The 16,284-nt window shown below is 33.4% G+C and carries 13 protein-coding genes; 4 read left to right on the top strand and 9 right to left on the bottom strand.

The features are described from left to right. Window positions 1-9 precede the first annotated feature (9 nt). From Q0050_RS10405 to Q0050_RS10365, 9 genes are all read right to left on the bottom strand, one after another. The gene (locus Q0050_RS10405) at window positions 10-3,240 is read right to left on the bottom strand and encodes a T9SS type B sorting domain-containing protein (RefSeq protein WP_298395211.1); all 3,231 of its coding nucleotides are present in this window, start codon (window positions 3,238-3,240) and stop codon (window positions 10-12) included. A gap of 21 nt (window positions 3,241-3,261) precedes the next feature. Further along, window positions 3,262-3,906, bottom strand: a complete 645-nt coding sequence (locus tag Q0050_RS10400; protein WP_298395208.1) for a porin family protein — start codon at window positions 3,904-3,906, stop codon at window positions 3,262-3,264. A 184-nt stretch (window positions 3,907-4,090) separates the two neighbouring features. Continuing rightward, on the bottom strand, window positions 4,091-4,627 hold the full coding sequence (locus tag Q0050_RS10395) for a hypothetical protein (protein WP_298395205.1): 537 nt from the start codon (window positions 4,625-4,627) through the stop codon (window positions 4,091-4,093). A gap of 244 nt (window positions 4,628-4,871) precedes the next feature. Next, window positions 4,872-5,714, bottom strand: coding sequence for a hypothetical protein (locus Q0050_RS10390; protein WP_298395202.1), 843 nt, complete (start codon window positions 5,712-5,714; stop codon window positions 4,872-4,874). 604 nt (window positions 5,715-6,318) lie between these two features. Continuing rightward, the gene (locus Q0050_RS10385; RefSeq protein ID WP_298395199.1) at window positions 6,319-6,528 is read right to left on the bottom strand and encodes a KTSC domain-containing protein; all 210 of its coding nucleotides are present in this window, start codon (window positions 6,526-6,528) and stop codon (window positions 6,319-6,321) included. Window position 6,529: 1 nt separating this feature from the next. After that, on the bottom strand, window positions 6,530-6,826 hold the full coding sequence (locus tag Q0050_RS10380) for a DUF6804 family protein (RefSeq protein ID WP_298395196.1): 297 nt from the start codon (window positions 6,824-6,826) through the stop codon (window positions 6,530-6,532). Between the two features lie 99 nt (window positions 6,827-6,925). Further along, on the bottom strand, window positions 6,926-7,594 hold the full coding sequence (locus Q0050_RS10375) for a response regulator (protein WP_298395193.1): 669 nt from the start codon (window positions 7,592-7,594) through the stop codon (window positions 6,926-6,928). Window positions 7,595-7,604: 10 nt separating this feature from the next. Next, window positions 7,605-9,263: a hypothetical protein gene (locus Q0050_RS10370; protein WP_298395190.1), complete on the bottom strand. Its 1,659-nt coding sequence runs from the start codon at window positions 9,261-9,263 to the stop codon at window positions 7,605-7,607. A gap of 116 nt (window positions 9,264-9,379) precedes the next feature. Continuing rightward, window positions 9,380-10,378: a GntR family transcriptional regulator gene (locus Q0050_RS10365; protein ID WP_298395187.1), complete on the bottom strand. Its 999-nt coding sequence runs from the start codon at window positions 10,376-10,378 to the stop codon at window positions 9,380-9,382. Window positions 10,379-10,504: 126 nt separating this feature from the next. On the opposite strand from Q0050_RS10365, the gene Q0050_RS10360 reads away from it, so the two are divergent. From Q0050_RS10360 to galA, 4 genes are all read left to right on the top strand, one after another. After that, window positions 10,505-11,554 (top strand): aldose epimerase family protein, encoded by a 1,050-nt coding sequence (locus Q0050_RS10360; RefSeq protein WP_298395184.1) that lies wholly within the window; start codon window positions 10,505-10,507, stop codon window positions 11,552-11,554. 89 nt (window positions 11,555-11,643) lie between these two features. Then, entirely contained in the window at window positions 11,644-12,738 is a 1,095-nt protein-coding gene (locus tag Q0050_RS10355; protein ID WP_298395181.1) for a glycosyl hydrolase 53 family protein, read from the top strand. A 2-nt stretch (window positions 12,739-12,740) separates the two neighbouring features. Next, the gene (locus tag Q0050_RS10350; RefSeq protein ID WP_298395179.1) at window positions 12,741-13,754 is read left to right on the top strand and encodes a glycosyl hydrolase 53 family protein; all 1,014 of its coding nucleotides are present in this window, start codon (window positions 12,741-12,743) and stop codon (window positions 13,752-13,754) included. A 57-nt stretch (window positions 13,755-13,811) separates the two neighbouring features. Beyond that, window positions 13,812-16,238, top strand: coding sequence for a beta-galactosidase GalA (gene galA / locus Q0050_RS10345; protein WP_298395176.1), 2,427 nt, complete (start codon window positions 13,812-13,814; stop codon window positions 16,236-16,238). Window positions 16,239-16,284 lie beyond the last annotated feature (46 nt).

Below are 16,284 nucleotides of genomic sequence, written 5' to 3'. Positions count from 1 at the left end.
AATAATAAACTACCTTTTCAAAGCAAAATGCCCTTTCAAAACTCTATCATCTTGAAGTTTAATCACGTACCAATAATCTTCTGAGGGTACATTTTGTCCATTGTATTTTCCATCCCATCCTTGACTTAAAGGACTGATTTGTTTTAGTAATTTACCAAATCTATCAAAAATATGAATGCTTGCATTTTGGTAAAAATCAGAATTCACTCCTTTTATATTCCAATAATCATTGTAGCCATCATTATTGGGCGTGAAATAGGTTGGAATTCCTAGTACGCTTACCTCTTCTGTAGCTATTCCACAGCCGTTCTTATCCTTTACATAAACGGTGTAAATTCCGGGTAGAAGATTCGAGAATGTTGCGCTTTCTTGAAAGTTAGTATTATCTATACTGTAAACATAATCGCCTGCACCTGATGCATAAACGGTTATAGAATTCATCTCTGCCAAATCGGTAACTTCAATAGCATTTATAGCAGCAATGTTAGATGCAGTTACGTTAAGGGTTCTTGTGGTGTCACAACCTAGAGAATTAGTGACCTTCACAGTATAAGTACCTTCTGTGTTTACTGTTAAGGAATATTGATTGGCTCCAGCAATTAAAACATTATTGAGATACCACGAATAAGTAAAATTATTTATAGTTGTACTATCTACTAATCCTGCATCAATAACTTTGGTAAAAGTTGGGTTGTTACTGCATACCAATTCGTTTCCAAACAAACTAACATTTGGTATCGGATTAACAATAAATGGAATAGTCATTGTTGCCTTACATGTTGCATTGTTAGGATTTATTACTTCTACCTTTACATTTTGAGTTGCTGTTGTGAACGGATTAGAAAGCGGACTTGGTAAAGGATTATTATTTTGATCGTAATAGTTTACAATCATTCCGGTTTGGCTACCCAAAATAGCCGCTTGAAAACCTGTTGTATCAAAAGCAAATTGTCCGTTCTGCAAACTCGGACTTGTTTCATCATCATCACAATGGATCGTCGCACTTATTGGTAGTGCAAAGGCTTCAGGCAAATCATCTACAATAAATTGAATGGTCGTGTTATATTCGCATTGCTTTCCATAATTGTTTTTAACTTTTACAGTAATAATTTGCGAAGTTATAGCAAAAGGATTGCTTAATACAATTGGATTTCCACTACTATCAGCATAAGTCACAACAACATTGGTCAATCCATTTAATAAGGTTGCTTCTAAATTTGCGGTAGTAAAAGCAAAAACGCCGTCTTGGTTATCATCACATTGTTTTATTATCAAAGGTTGTACGATAGGAATTCTATCTACTTTTAACGTAATGTGATGTCCCAATCCCAAACATTCATTATTGATTTGACTGTCGACACGAACATAAATATTTTGTGTATTTGGAGAACCTATATTGGTGTAATTGGAGGTACTGGTAATTTTATTACTTTCAGAAAGCGCATCTGCTAAATTCTTGTAAAACGTAACATCAAGCAATTGTCCTGATGGATAAAGGGCTCGTACCTGACTTTCGGCAGCACTAAAATTGAAAGTAGCAATGCCGTCAGTAATCGAACCCGAAAGTGCATCATCACATTCGTGGTAAGTGAGTTGAAATGAAGTCGGGATTAAAGTAGTTGAAACTTGTAAATTGATTAGAGCCGTTTTGTAACAGCCATTTGCATTTTCAATCCTCGCGTAGACTATATCATTATTTATAATTTGGTTGGGATAAGCACTTAAATTTGAAATAGAACTACTCTCGTCTTGAGCCTGAGTTAAAGTCTCGTGAAAAGTAATACTTAATCCTGTTGGATTGGAAACCAATAACGGAATGGTTTCATTCAAATTAAAGGCACTATAACCATCATTGTTATCATCGCATTGTTTTAAGCTTACTGTATTGGTTAGTAATGTTGGTTGTGGATAGATTGTAATGTTTCTTGTATTGTTTCCTGTGCCATTTGGACCAACAACTGAGACTGATACTGTGTAATTACCTGGATTAGAATAGGCATGATTAGGTTGAATAGCTGTAGAAGTTGCTCCATCACCAAAATTCCATAAGGCACTTGATATAACTTGGTTTGTATTTAATTCAAAAGTTGACATTTCATTTTGACATAAGTTGTCTAATTGAATTGCAGGTGTATAAAAGAATGAAGTAATAAAAGGAGGTAAGCCTACACCGCATAATCTATTTTGCAAGAAAATTTCATTATCATTTAAATTACATCCTAACGCTAAGTTGTTAGGATTATTAACGACACCCAAATAACCATTATCAAAAAACACAATATAAATTTTACCGTCTGGTCCTAATTGTAATGCCCCTGGTGCTTTTGGTCCCGAATAAATTAGTGTAGCACTTGAAACTAAGTTGGAAGCATTCAAATCAAATTGGTAAATTTTTAGATTATTACTTGCACTTAAATACAATACTTCGTTGTTGGTTGAAAATTCGGCGCCATAAAAAAGGTCTGTACCCATTTGAATGGTTATTGGATTTGAAACTGCTCCTGAAGCATTATTAAAATCGAATAATTGTGTTGTCCCATTTGACCAACTAGAGCAAGAAACTAACTTTGAACCGTCAGGCGAAATTCGCAAATATCCAGTTGAACTCCATACTTCTCCTAAAATGTTAGGTTCGTAAATTGCTCCAATAGTACTAGTTGTAGGTGTTGTGCTTAAACCTGAAGCTGTTAATAAATGGGCATAAAAAGAATTATTATTCCAGCCATGCGATACTATCCAAAAATCGGTATTGTTTGCATGTTTTACTACTCCTATTTTCTCGCATGATGGTGTATAAATTAAAATATTTTTTTGAGCCGTAACGCCACCTAATCCTCCATCAAGGGAAATATCTACAATGGAGTATTGTAATCCGTTTGGTCTTGCTTCTGCATCAACTGTAAAAACATAAAAAAGTGTGTTCGATCCTGGTTTTGGAACAATTGTTGCAGATTGTGAACTTGATGGATCACCATTTAAATTGTCACCATTAAGCATCATTAAATGATTACGATTGTAAACTGTAATACCATCGGTGTAAAATAATAATTGACCAGCTGCATCAGATATTGTTGTACAACCCTCAAAAGTATAAAGTTGCCCATCAGTCACCGCTACTGGGCTACCACTATTAAAAGTTATACCAGCACCGTAACCAAAATACCAATTATTGGCTTCTCCTTGTGGAAATGCCAACAAACTATAAAATAATACTATGGTATTTATAATTATTCTTTTCACAAATAATTTTAGAATGTTGAATTAAAAACTATAAGCAGCACCAATTTGTATAACTCTGTTCTTCGAAGAAAGCGTATTGCCTTGATTTGCTGGCGTAAGTCCTAAGCAGTACCTAACATTTGCTGATATAGCCTCTGTAATTTTATAACCTGCTCCAAAGTTAAGTCCAAAAACTAAAGCTTTATAATTATCTTTTAAATCTTTATCATTTAGCGAAGTTACTTGATTAGAAAATTTATCTTTTGAAGTATAATCACCTTTTGCACCTACTAAAAAATCGAATTGCGGACCTGCTTCAATGTATGCTTTTTCAATGAATTTGAATTGAAAATTAAACGGTACGGTAACATAATTTAATCTTGTTTTTATATCTGCTCTTGCGTATTCATTATCATAAACATAATCAAAGCCCTGCATAGAATAAACTATCTCAGGTTGTAAAGCAAACTTTGAACCCATAGGTAAATTAACAAAAAAGCTTAAATTAGCTCCTACAACACTAGAAACGCTTGGCACGTAGTTTTCAATACTCTCATCAAAGACGGCTGTAGATATGTTGACACCTGCTTTTGCACCAAAAGTAACTTCACTTTTGGTGCTTTTTTCTTGTGCTTGGCAAACAGCCATTGCAGCTAGTAATACTATAGATAAAATTAGTTTTTTCATTGTTTATTTTTTACATTTTAATAATTTTTGTTTAAAAAGAAATTATTTCCGCAAAGTCAGGAGACATTTGCGGAGCTTTTCATAGGAACTCTTTACGGAGCTGGGCTGGATAAATTCAGAATGTAACTCCATTCTATTAAGTAAGTTATTATAAATTTATATTTTCATTATAAATAATTCATTATTATGGTCTTCCATCTAACTCATTTGAATCCCTTTTAAAATCAATTTTGTTATATAAAATCTTATTATGGATTTCAGAAAACATTTCTGGGTTGTACAGAGATGCATAATTTCCTACGACTCCAAATATTGCAATTATATCATCATTTGCTAAATAAATAATTTGACCAGAAAAATTATCAACAGACATATCTCCTATATTGGAAATATACAACTTATGAACTTTTATTAATTTTCCTTTGTTCATTATTTTTTTTTCATCTACTTTTTTCAAGGTAATATTTTTATATTCAATTACACCATTTTTATACAACTTTAAAGTGTCGTTTTTATTCGCACCCTTAAAAAAATGATAGATTAAAATTGTTTGCTCATTACTCTTAACAACTGTCTTGTTAGCCTCAAGTATTTCATAAATATGTCCTTTAGTTTTGATACTCAATGAAACAAAATTTACTTTTATTTTACTTACTCTTTTTTCTTGCTGACTAATACATGATAATTGTAAAAAACAAATGAAAATAATAATTTTTTTCATAAATTAATATTTAATATTCAAAACCCTCAGGGCAGACCCGATAGCGCGGATTTGCAATCCGTCTCCACAATAAAAATCAAAATAGAACTAACAAAATGATTTCTCAATTATTATTTTACGCCGCATAAGTTCCCATTGAAACCTGTTAGCGTGGCATAATTATTTCTTCAAAGTCAGATGACGTTTCCGAAACTTTTCATACCAGCTCTTTGTTGAGCAGGATAATTGTTTTGTACATCTTTTATTAATTATTAACCTTCAAAAAATACGCTACTTTACTATTTTTATTGCTTATTTTTTTTAAACACTTCATCTTGTCTTCATCTTCATTAAAACTACTTTTTTGAACAAAATCAGTAAGCTCTGTTTCACAAAAACATTTTTTAATGTATTTAGAAAATTCAACTTTTCTAAAATATAAAAAATCAGGAATTGATAAACCATCCAAAGGAATAGAGAATTCATCCATAGTAACATACTCTTTTTTAAAAGCAACAATATAATAAAGAATGCCTTTTTCAATGACAAATTCACCCTTAAAACCTTTTACTGTAAAATTAACAAAATTTTTATCGTTGCGAGTTACTACTTTATAATCATAACCGCCACCTCCTTTAAGAAATTCGTTAAAATTCTTATTTAAGTACAAGTAAAAAAATGGTTGATCCAAGGTATAATCATTAGCACTAAAAGAGTCTCCAAAAAGAGTAAAATTTGAAACTATAATATTTTTATAATTTTCTATATAAACGGTTTGATGAAAAAAATTTTGCTTAAAATCAATCAAGTGTAAGGCATTGGTTTTATCATTATGTATGTAAGATGAATTAATGCTAAAGATAGGAATTACAGATAATTTTAAAGAATCTTTTGCATAAAAAGTTGGTAGTAAATCGTTTTTAAGAGTCAAATTTTCAATTTCTTTTGATATATCATAACACTTATTATAATGATAATATGCAGTTTCCTTATATTTATTATAATCAATTTTTATAGTTATTGTATCGAGCTTATGCTCTTTTTGCGAGAAGCAATTCACACAAATTATAAAAAATAAAAATAATAGTTTGCTAAATTTTATTTCCATTATAAATTAGTTTATAATTAATTGTTTTTAATTCATCTACAGTTAATCCCAGTAGCACGCATTATTATTTGATCGTCCAATTTATAAAGAACATAATCATCAATCCGTTTCGGAAATGGTCCATCTACTGTAATTTTTGCCATAACACACCTTAGTAATAGAGGTTATACTTTATCCTAGTTTTGTTCTTGTTTTGTTCGTAGTTGTGGTACCCTAAATTACTAATTAAAGGTAATGCATTCGCAAAAAATTAATCTAATTACAAACAAGTTACGAACCAAATAAGAACCAATTATATAAAGTCCAAACCAATCATTTATTAACATACTATATGGATACTGTATGGATAATTCATAGATACTCCATAGCAACGGTATGGTTGTGGTACCTAAACCTAAGTATTTTCTAACATCACTTTAGCAAAATATGCAATCAAAAATCTATGTTCATTACCATTTTTACTTTTGACTTCGGTGTTTATTGCTAGGGCATCGACTGGAAGAAATTGTACAGTTTCATTTATTCACTACCGACCTACATTTCACCACTGAATTTTCAAAATTAGGCTCTTTTTTGCTCCGCATTTGAAGTAAAAATTAAAAAGCTAGGAAACCTCAAAATGATACTTGCATTGGATAAATTCAAAATAAAATGCTTCAAGGTCATCTGCTTTCATAAAGGCAACAAATTCGTCGAGCGGCACTTCAAAATAGTGATAAATTACCGTAAGTTTGAATTCAATTTCTAGAACTTGTTGTACTTCGTCATATCCTACTTTGAGAATATTGGCGCTGTGTATTGGATATTTCGTCATATTATTCCTTTAAAGTTTTTTCTTTGAAACCATAAACCAAAAACAAGATGCCGGTTAGTATATCAATTGGCATCCAAAGTGATTTTTTAAAAAAATGTATCGGTATAATGGGATTAAAAAGAACGACTATCCCAATAAATGTTATACCCAGTAGGTTTACGTCTTTTTGAACTTCCCTCGTTAGTATAGCTAAAGCGCCTAAGGTTATGGCAATTCGCAAAAAGGTGTAATAACCATAAGGTAAATCGAAACAAGCAAGTATTGCGATGGCACCGCACAAAATGCATATTATTCTCATATTTGAAAAGGTCTTTAAAATAATTTTTCAAACATAAAACCAAATAAAATAGGTATTTTACGGGAAACCGTAATTGGGTAAAAAAAAGTATTTTTTTTTCTAAGCGATGCCTAAATCTTTAGCAATTGAGATAAGATGTACGGTGTTGTTAGCCTTGAAGTAGTCTTTGAGTTTGCCCACTCGTTTTTCAATAGTACTTTTGCTAGAAGGCGAGATGCCCAATTCTTTGAACTTGATATCCATTTTTTCTTGTGGCACACCAAGCGAAAGTTGCTTGATCAGTTCAATGTCGTATTCGTCAATTTCGTTAATGGTTTTATCTTGCAACACCACTTCCATTTCAGGAGAAATGTATTTTTCGTCGGTTTGAAAAAGCTTATTGATAGCTGTTTTTAATTGACGGATACTGTGGCGACCTTTGATAACAAATCCGTCAATATTGTGATTCTCAAAAAGTGAATTTATATGAAAAGTTTTGTCTTCCACCGAATGCACGATTATTTTTAAGTCGGGTTGCACTTGTCTTACCCATTGAATTAAATCGTCGCCACTAGCTAATTGCACTTTTCTATGATCGGCTCTAAAAGATAAATCACTAATCAGTAAATCAAATGGATCATTGTCCAGAAGGGCTTTCTTAATTTTTAATTGGGCATCATCACAATATTTGGCGTGGTGAATTTCGGTTACACCAAGTTCGCCCAGCACTTGCATTACGGCTAAGTTGATGCTGTCAAAATCTTCGGCTATTATTACTTTTTTAAACATAAGCTTGTACTTATTTAGGTAGTTTCAATTTTGCTTTGAATCCTTTATTAGTTTCTGTTTCAAAAGTAATTGTTCCGTTTATGGATAAAATACGGTTTTCCACATTTTGCAAACCTTTTTTAAAATTTAACATTTCGGGACACCCAATGCCGTTATCCGAATAGTTAATTTCTAAGCCGTTTTTATAGCGGTCAAATCCAATTACGACCAAGCTGCATTGACTGTGTTTGCGCATATTAACCATCAATTCTTGCAAAGTTCGGTAGACCACAATTTTAGATTCTTTTTGCAGTTTTAGCCAATCATTCGATGAGGTATTATTTTTTAAAATAACATTAATTTGTGGGCTATTATAACTTGAAAGCATCGCTTTAAGCATAGCTTCAAAGTTGATTCCGGTGTCAATCGGGCTGTTTTCTTTAGAAATATTTCGTGATTGGGTGTAGATTTTATCTAAATTTTCAAGTAAAAATTCTTTGTTCGTAGGATTGTTTAGGTCTTGAGTTTCGGCATAAGTCAAAGCATTAAATACGTCGTTGGCCAATTCATCGTGTAGTTTTTTAGAAATTCTGGTTTCCGTTTCATAGGTTGCTTTGCGAAGTTTTCTTCTATTTTTTGCTCGAATAGAACTGATGATGACCACAGATAAAGTGGACACAAAAATGAAAAGGGACAAATAAAGTTGCTTTTGACTTTTTTGCTTATCACTTTCTTTCAAAGCAAGATTGGAATCGTATTTGATTTTAGCAAATTGGGTTTTAGAGTTTTGCCTTATTTTGTTAATGCTGTCCGATATAGTGATTTGTTTTAATGCAAGTGACTTGATTTTGTCAGCAGTAGACGAAGCAATAAGAAATTTAATAGCTTCCATTCGGTCGTCAGGACTGTTAATGGCCGTTGCTGCAACGTAGGCTTTTTGAGCAAAATCATTTGCTACGGTCGCATTCGATGTCAAATAATATTCCGCTAAGTGCATGTAAGAAGCAATCAATTCGGAATTGTCTTTAATGCTGTCGCGAATTTGCAACGATTGATTTAGATACCCCAGAGCTTTAGGATTGTCTAATTTAAAATAAGCAAATCCCAAATTGTCAAGCACTTTGGCGTAATTTGGTTTGGATTGAATAAGAGAATCGTTGGTTACTAGTTCATTAAATACTTTTGCGGCTTCTTTATATTTTTTGGATTCTAATAAAACATAACCAATATTATTTTTGACAACACATTTTTCAAGTTCTTTTGTTGTTGTACTTAAACACAAATTATAGTACTTTTTAGCGTTATCAAAGTCAAATTGCTCTTGATAGGATAGCCCAAGCACATTATAGAGATTATAATTGTTTTTGTATTTCGGATTGATACGCAAAGCTTCGGTCACCGTGGCTTCACTTCCTGAAAAATCACATTGCGCTTTTTGAATTTCTGCAATATAATAAAGTGAATAACTTATGCGATCTAACTCTTCATCGGAACAAGCCAACTTTGCTTTGTAAAAATAAACTAATGCACTATCAAATTGTTGTTTATAATGGAATTCTAATGCTGTTCCCACAAGTTTATCAAATTGTGGATTAACTTTTTTATTCGGGTTTTTAGTACACGAAAACTGCAATAGCAGCGCTACTACAGTGAGCATAAAAATCGGGAAATGGCACTTTTTAACTATCATCGACCGAAAATATTGATTTAAATTAGAATAGAAAAATTTATCTAAAATAAATGAAGCTTTATCAATGTTAAAATGCCTTACTTTAACCAAAACATTCCAATGCACAGATTTAGTTTTTAAAAGGAATTCCTAATGATTAAGTTATTTTGATTCTCAATTTGTTCTTTTTTATTGTGCAGAATCATTTCAGCTAGTAGCTTGCCCATTGATTTAAAATCAGTTGAAATAGTTGATATTCCGTTTTCTACCACTTTTTTTAAAGGTGTTTCGTTATAGGAAATAATGCCAAAATCAAGACCTAATTTCAGATTTTGAATCTTAGATTGTTCAATTACCTTCACCAAATCTCTATCGTCTGGAATAATATATAATTCTTTGTCGTTAATGATTCGGTCTTCAAATTCATTGATGACTTCATAGCTAATATTAAAATCTGAACAGAAATTCTCAAAACCAATTTTCATTCCGAGTGGTTCCCGAAATCCTGGGAAAATTAAGATTAGTTTTTGGTATTTTTCAATCAAATACTTGCCTTGTAACAACGCTTCATAAATATCTTTAATGAAATTTTGATGAATCGATGGATAGTCTTTTAACTCCGAATTGGTTTGGTCCAAAACATAAACATCTTCTTTTGGCAAGGTTTTAATCAACGCAGAAGCACCAGCCAAATTCGTAGGCATAATGATGTATTTGGAATAGTTTCCGTTGGCCTCATTTATCAATTTTTTAAACATTTCGATATTAAAATGATGAAAGAAAATCTCGATTTGTCCTGCATTGTTTATGGTTTCTAAAAACGAATTGTAGATGTCTTCCTTAAAACTATTCAATTCATCAAAAAGCAAGAAAAAACGTTGTTCAAAACTAAATTCTACACTTTTCACATAATATCCTTTTCCTAATATTGCATAGATAATACCACGTTTTTTAAGCTCTTCATAAGCTAATAAAACGGTATCTCTAGAAATTGAAAATTCTAAACTGACTTTATTAACCGAAGGCAGTTTGTCATTTTTTTGCAAGCGCTTTTCAGAAATAGCCATTTCAATAGCTAATACTATTTGCTTGTATTTAGGTACGGATGAATTGTTGTTAATGGTGATGACTTTCATTGGAGGTAATCAACTATGGTTAGCGAAAACGATATAACTGGTGGCAAGATACAAATAAACTGGTAGGTAGTGGTATGGTATAAATAGAAAAAGAAGTAATTTTGATATCAGATTAATAAAAATCAGATGTTAAAAAATCATTTTTCACAAATTGACACCTTAAAAAATAGTAAATCCTTTGGTTTTTTGCCAAGTAGTGAAGAAGTTTTTTGCTATACCATAAGCAATGCAGCCGGTATGGAATGTGATGTTATTAATTTTGGTGCAACGATTAGCGCGTTACGCATTCCGCTTAAAAATGGAAGTAAAGTAGATGTAGTTTTAGGTTTTGAAACCATTGATAATTATTTAAATTCTTTTGATTTGCCAAGCGCACCATATTTAGGCGCAATAGTAGGAAGGTATGCAGGCAGAATCAATCAAGCCAAGTTTGAATTGAATTCAAAAGTAATCTCACTTAATAAAAACCACGGCGAACATAATCTGCACGGAGGGAACGAAGGTTTTAGTAAGGCTTATTGGAAGGTGATTGCTCTAACCGACACTTCTATTACCTTACAATATATCAGTAGAGATAACGAAGAAAATTTCCCTGGTGAGTTGCATACGGAAATCACTTACACAGTTACTGATAAAAACGAATTGAAAGTACAAATGAAAGCAACATCAACTGAAGATACTATTGTAAATTTAACACAGCACAGTTATTTTAACTTAGACGGTCATTCAGAAGATATCATCAGTCAAAAATTATTTGTTAATGCCGAAAAATTATTGAAAGTTACTACTGAAAATATCCCAACTGGTGAACTTTTAGAACCAGCTTCAACGCCTTATGATTATACTTATGAGCACGATTGTCCAACATTGATTGATACTACTTTTGTGTTGCACAATACCGCTGCGGTTTCGGCAAGTCTTTATAGTTTTAAAAATAATTTAAAAATGTCGGTTTACACCAATCAACCAGCGGTGCACGTTTATGTTGGAGGTAATTGTTTCCATCAAATTAAAGGAAAAGAAAACGCTGAGTATCATCCGTTAAGTGGTATTTGTTTTGAAACCCAAAATTTTCCTGATGCACCCAATCATAAACATTTTCCCAATGCTATTTTGAGAAAAGGTGAAACTTACCAACATAGAACAACCTTTAAATTTGAAAATTTAGACCTATGAAATCGCCATTAACAATAAGTTTGCGTAAGCAACACCAATAAATAAAAGGCTATATCCTAAATGACCTCTAACAAATAAATTATACATAGATGAAAAAGATACTATTTTTAATTTTAAGTTTATCGCTTGTGGCTTGTTCCTCAAGTGATTCAGCTGATGGAGCGCCAGCACCAACACCTTCTCCAACACCTACACCATCGGCTGATTTTATTCGTGCTGCCGATGTTTCTTTTATTCCGTTGATAGAAAGTGAAGGTACGGTTTATAAACACAATAATTTGGCGCAAGATCCATTAACTACATTAAAAAACGCAGGTTGCAATACGGTAAGAATCCGATTATGGAAAAATCCAACCAACAATCAATCGTCTTTTAATGAGGTTAAAACCTTGGCAACAAGAGCTAAAAACGCCGGATTTAAAGTTTGGCTTTCCGTACATTATTCTGATACTTGGGCTGATCCAGGCAGTCAAACCACGCCAGTGGAATGGCAAAGTTTGAGTTTTACTGATTTAAAAACAGCAGTCGAAAATTATACTTCCACCATTTTAACCGAAATCAATCCGGATATCATCCAAATAGGTAACGAAATCAATAGCGGTTTCCTTTGGCCACAAGGTCATTTAATTAACAATGAAAATCAAAGTTTGCAATTAATTGCAGCTATTAGTACTAAAATTAGAACCCAAGCTCCAACAACAAAAATTATGTTACATTATGCCGGAATAGGTGCTGGCGCAGCGTGGTTTTTTAATAAAATGAATGCCATAAATTATGATTACATCGGATTGTCTTATTATCCGATTTGGCACGGAAAAAATTTAACTGATGTTAATGCAACCATAACTTCTTTAGGTCAAACGCACAATAAAAAAGTAATTATTGCCGAAACCTCTTATCCGTTTACTCTTACGTGGAACGATTGGACTAACAATGTAGTAGGTCAAAACGACCAGTTGATAACGACTTATGCTGCATCAAATTCAGGTCAAAAAGATTTTGTGTTAGCCATAAAAAATCTTGTAAAACAAAATTCTTATGGTCAAGGTTTTTGCTATTGGGGTGGCGAATGGGTTGCGTTTAGAGGCACACAATCAACCAATGGTTCGTCTTGGGAAAACCAAGCGCTATGGGATTTTAATTTCAATTCACTTCCGGTAATGGAGGCTTTTAGTCCTAATTAATTATGAAAAACATTTTATTAAAATTATCGGTACTATTGACGTTGACCTTTGTCGCTTGCAAACCGTCAGCAACTGCTTTTGTAAAAGGCGCTGATGTGGGTTGGTTACCGCAAATGGAAGCTACAGGTTACAAGTTTTATGACAAAGATGGCACCGAAAAAGAATGCCTTCAATTACTAAAAGATAGAGGAATGAACTCGGTTCGTTTGCGTGTTTGGGTAAACCCAGATAACGACAAAGCAAGCGGACATTGCAGTAAAGAGGAAACTGTGGTGATGGCGTTGCGTGCTCAAAAAATGGGAATGCGAGTAATGATTGATTTTCACTATTCCGATTCTTGGGCTGATCCAGCAAAGCAAAATAAACCAGCAGCTTGGAAAAATCATTCATTTCCTGAATTGTTGAATGATGTCTACAATCACACATTTGATGTTGTAAACGCATTGAAAACAGCTGGAGTTACACCAGAATGGGTGCAAATTGGCAATGAAATTCCAGGAGGAATGCTGTGGCCTGACGGAAGTACAAACAATTGGAACCAACTGGGACAACTATTAAACAAAGGATATGACGCTGTAAAAGCGGTCGACAAAAAAATAAAAGTAATAGTTCACGTAGACGAAGGAAATAATAATGCCAAATTCAGAACTTTCTTTGATAACGCTACGGCGCAAAAGGTAAAGTATGACATTATCGGATTGTCTTATTATCCTTTTTGGATTAAAAAAGATTATTCTGAAACCATTGCTGATTTAGAGTTCAATTTGAAGGATATGGTTCAACGTTACAATAAAGACGTTATGATTGTTGAGGTTGGTGGCGAAGATGATAAAATTCAAAACACCTACGAATTATTAAAAGCAACTATTGATGCTGTGAAAAAAGTGCCAAATAACCGTGGTTTGGGCGTGATGTATTGGGAACCACAAGGAGCAAAATCTTGGAGTGGTTACAGTTTAAGCGCTTGGCTTCCCAACGGACAACCTTCACCGGCACTTGATGCCTTTAAAGAATAAAAAGTCATCGATACATCCGTTTATTCTGTGAAAATCTGTGGCAAAAAAATAAAAACTATGACTAAAATTTCAATACATCATTCAGCAAAATTCGCTTTTCTACTTTTGTTTATATTAGTTGGATTTCAATGTAATTCACAAAAGAAAATCAATTTAGACGAAGATTGGAAATTCCATTTTGGGAATGCTGCCGATGTAACTAAAGATTTTGATTACGGAAAAACGGCTTTACTTCACAAATCTAATGTGTTTGCTACCACTATTGTCCATCCAAAATTTATAGATACCACTTGGTCTAAAATTAATGTTCCGCATGATTGGGTTGTTGGTTTACCTTTTGTAAAATCAGAACAAGTAGAAATGGATAGTCACGGCTACAAACCTGTTGGTGGTAGGTATCCTGAAACGAGTATTGGTTGGTATCGAAAGCATTTTACAGTAGATAAAAACGACGAAGGTAAACGATTCGAAATTCAATTTGATGGCATCTATCGCAACGCCGAAATTTGGGTGAATGGTTTTTATGTTGGCACTAATTTTAGCGGTTACGTTGGCAATTCTTATGACATTACTGATTATATGAATTTTGAAGGCGATAACGTCTTGGTAGTTCGAGTAGACGCTTCGCAATATGAAGGTTGGTTTTATGAAGGCGCCGGAATTTATCGTCACGTTTGGCTTAACATTAATAACAATGTTCATATTCCTGTTGATGGTGTTTTTGTACATTCAAAAGTTGACGGAACAAAGGCAACAGTAACGGTAGAAACAGAGGTTGTCAATAAAAACTTGGTTACTTCTAGTGGCACTGTCTATACTTATATTACCGATAGTAACGGAAAACAAATTACAAAAACATCTGAACAAAAATTTTCGCTTTCGGTAAACGGAACTACAACAATTAAGCAAAAAATGGCTGTGAGCAATGCTACATTATGGTCGTTAGAAAATCCTTATCTATATAAAGTAGTAGCTGTTGTCAAGCAAAATAACCAAATTGTAGCACAAAAGAAAGTCAATTTCGGAATCAGAACTATAGCTTTTGATTCTAAAAAAGGATTTTTTCTAAACGGAAAACATATAAAAATTCAAGGTACAAACAACCACCAAGACCACGCCGGAATTGGAAGTGCTTTGCCCGATTTTATGCAATATTATCGTATTAATTTGCTTAAGAAAATGGGCTCGAATGCTTATCGCGCTAGTCATAATGCACCTACAGCTGAGTTGCTTGCTGCTTGTGATAGTTTAGGAATGTTAGTTCTTGATGAGCAACGGTTGTTAAATAGTAGTTCAGAATATATCGATCAATTTAAACGAATTCTGCGTCGTGATCGAAATCATCCATCTGTTTTTTTATGGTCAATTGGTAACGAAGAGCAAAACATTCAAGGAAATGATTATGGCAAGCGAATTGCAAAATCGCTCTTAGCTATTCAACAAGAATTAGATCCAAGTAGAACGGCGACTTATGCTGCCGATATGGCTAATGATTTTAAAGGTGTCAACGAAGTGATTCCAATCCGCGGATTTAATTATAGAGAATATGCTGTAGCTGATTATCATAGAGATCATCCCAATCAACCCTTACTTGGAACCGAAATGGGAAGTACTGTGACCACAAGAGGAGTTTATGAAAAAGACGAAATACGCGCTTACGTTCCCGATCAAGACATCACGCATCCTTGGTGGGCGAGCAAAGCGGAAACTTGGTGGAAATTGGCTGCTGAAAACGACTATTGGTTAGGCGGATTTGTTTGGACAGGATTTGATTATCGCGGAGAACCAACACCTTATAAATGGCCAAATATCAGTTCGCACTTCGGGATTTTGGATGTTTGCGGTTTTCCAAAAAACATTTTTTACTACTATAAAAGCTGGTGGACGAATGAGGATATTCTTCACATTTCACCGCATTGGAATTGGCCCGATAAAGTTGGAAAACCAATCGACGTTTGGGTAAATACCAATGCTGACGATGTTGAGTTGTTCCTTAACGGAAAGAGTTTAGGAAAAAAAGTAATGCCAAGAAACAGTCATTTGCAATGGCAGGTGAATTACGAACCAGGCACAATTGAAGCTGTTGCATATAAAAACGGCAGGAAATTAACGTCAAAAGTTGAAACCACTAGCTATGCCACAAAAGTGATTGCTGTAGCCGATAAAAATTCGGTTAAAGCCGATGGAAAAGATGGTATTGTTGTCAATATTTCGATAGTTGATGAACAAGGAAGAGAAGTACCCAATGCCAATAATAAGGTTTATTTCTCGCTTAAAGGTGATGCTAACATAATTGGAGTAGGTAATGGAGATCCAAGTTCGCACGAAGCCGACCAATGCGAAAAAGGTTTGTGGCAAAGAAGTGCTTTTAACGGAAAATGTCAAGTTATCCTTCAAGCTGGTAAAACAATTGACGCTCTTAAATTAGAAGTTACATCCAATGGATTGGTTCCAACAACTGTAGAAATTAGTCAAAATAAATAAAGATTCTGTGCTACTGAAATCTATTCATTAGTAACAAGTTCAGCCT

Source organism: Flavobacterium sp. (genome assembly GCF_027483985.1).
Classification (GTDB): domain Bacteria; phylum Bacteroidota; class Bacteroidia; order Flavobacteriales; family Flavobacteriaceae; genus Flavobacterium.
The sequence above is the reverse complement of the archived record's forward strand: the minus strand, read 5'-3'. Positions and strand labels throughout refer to the sequence as shown.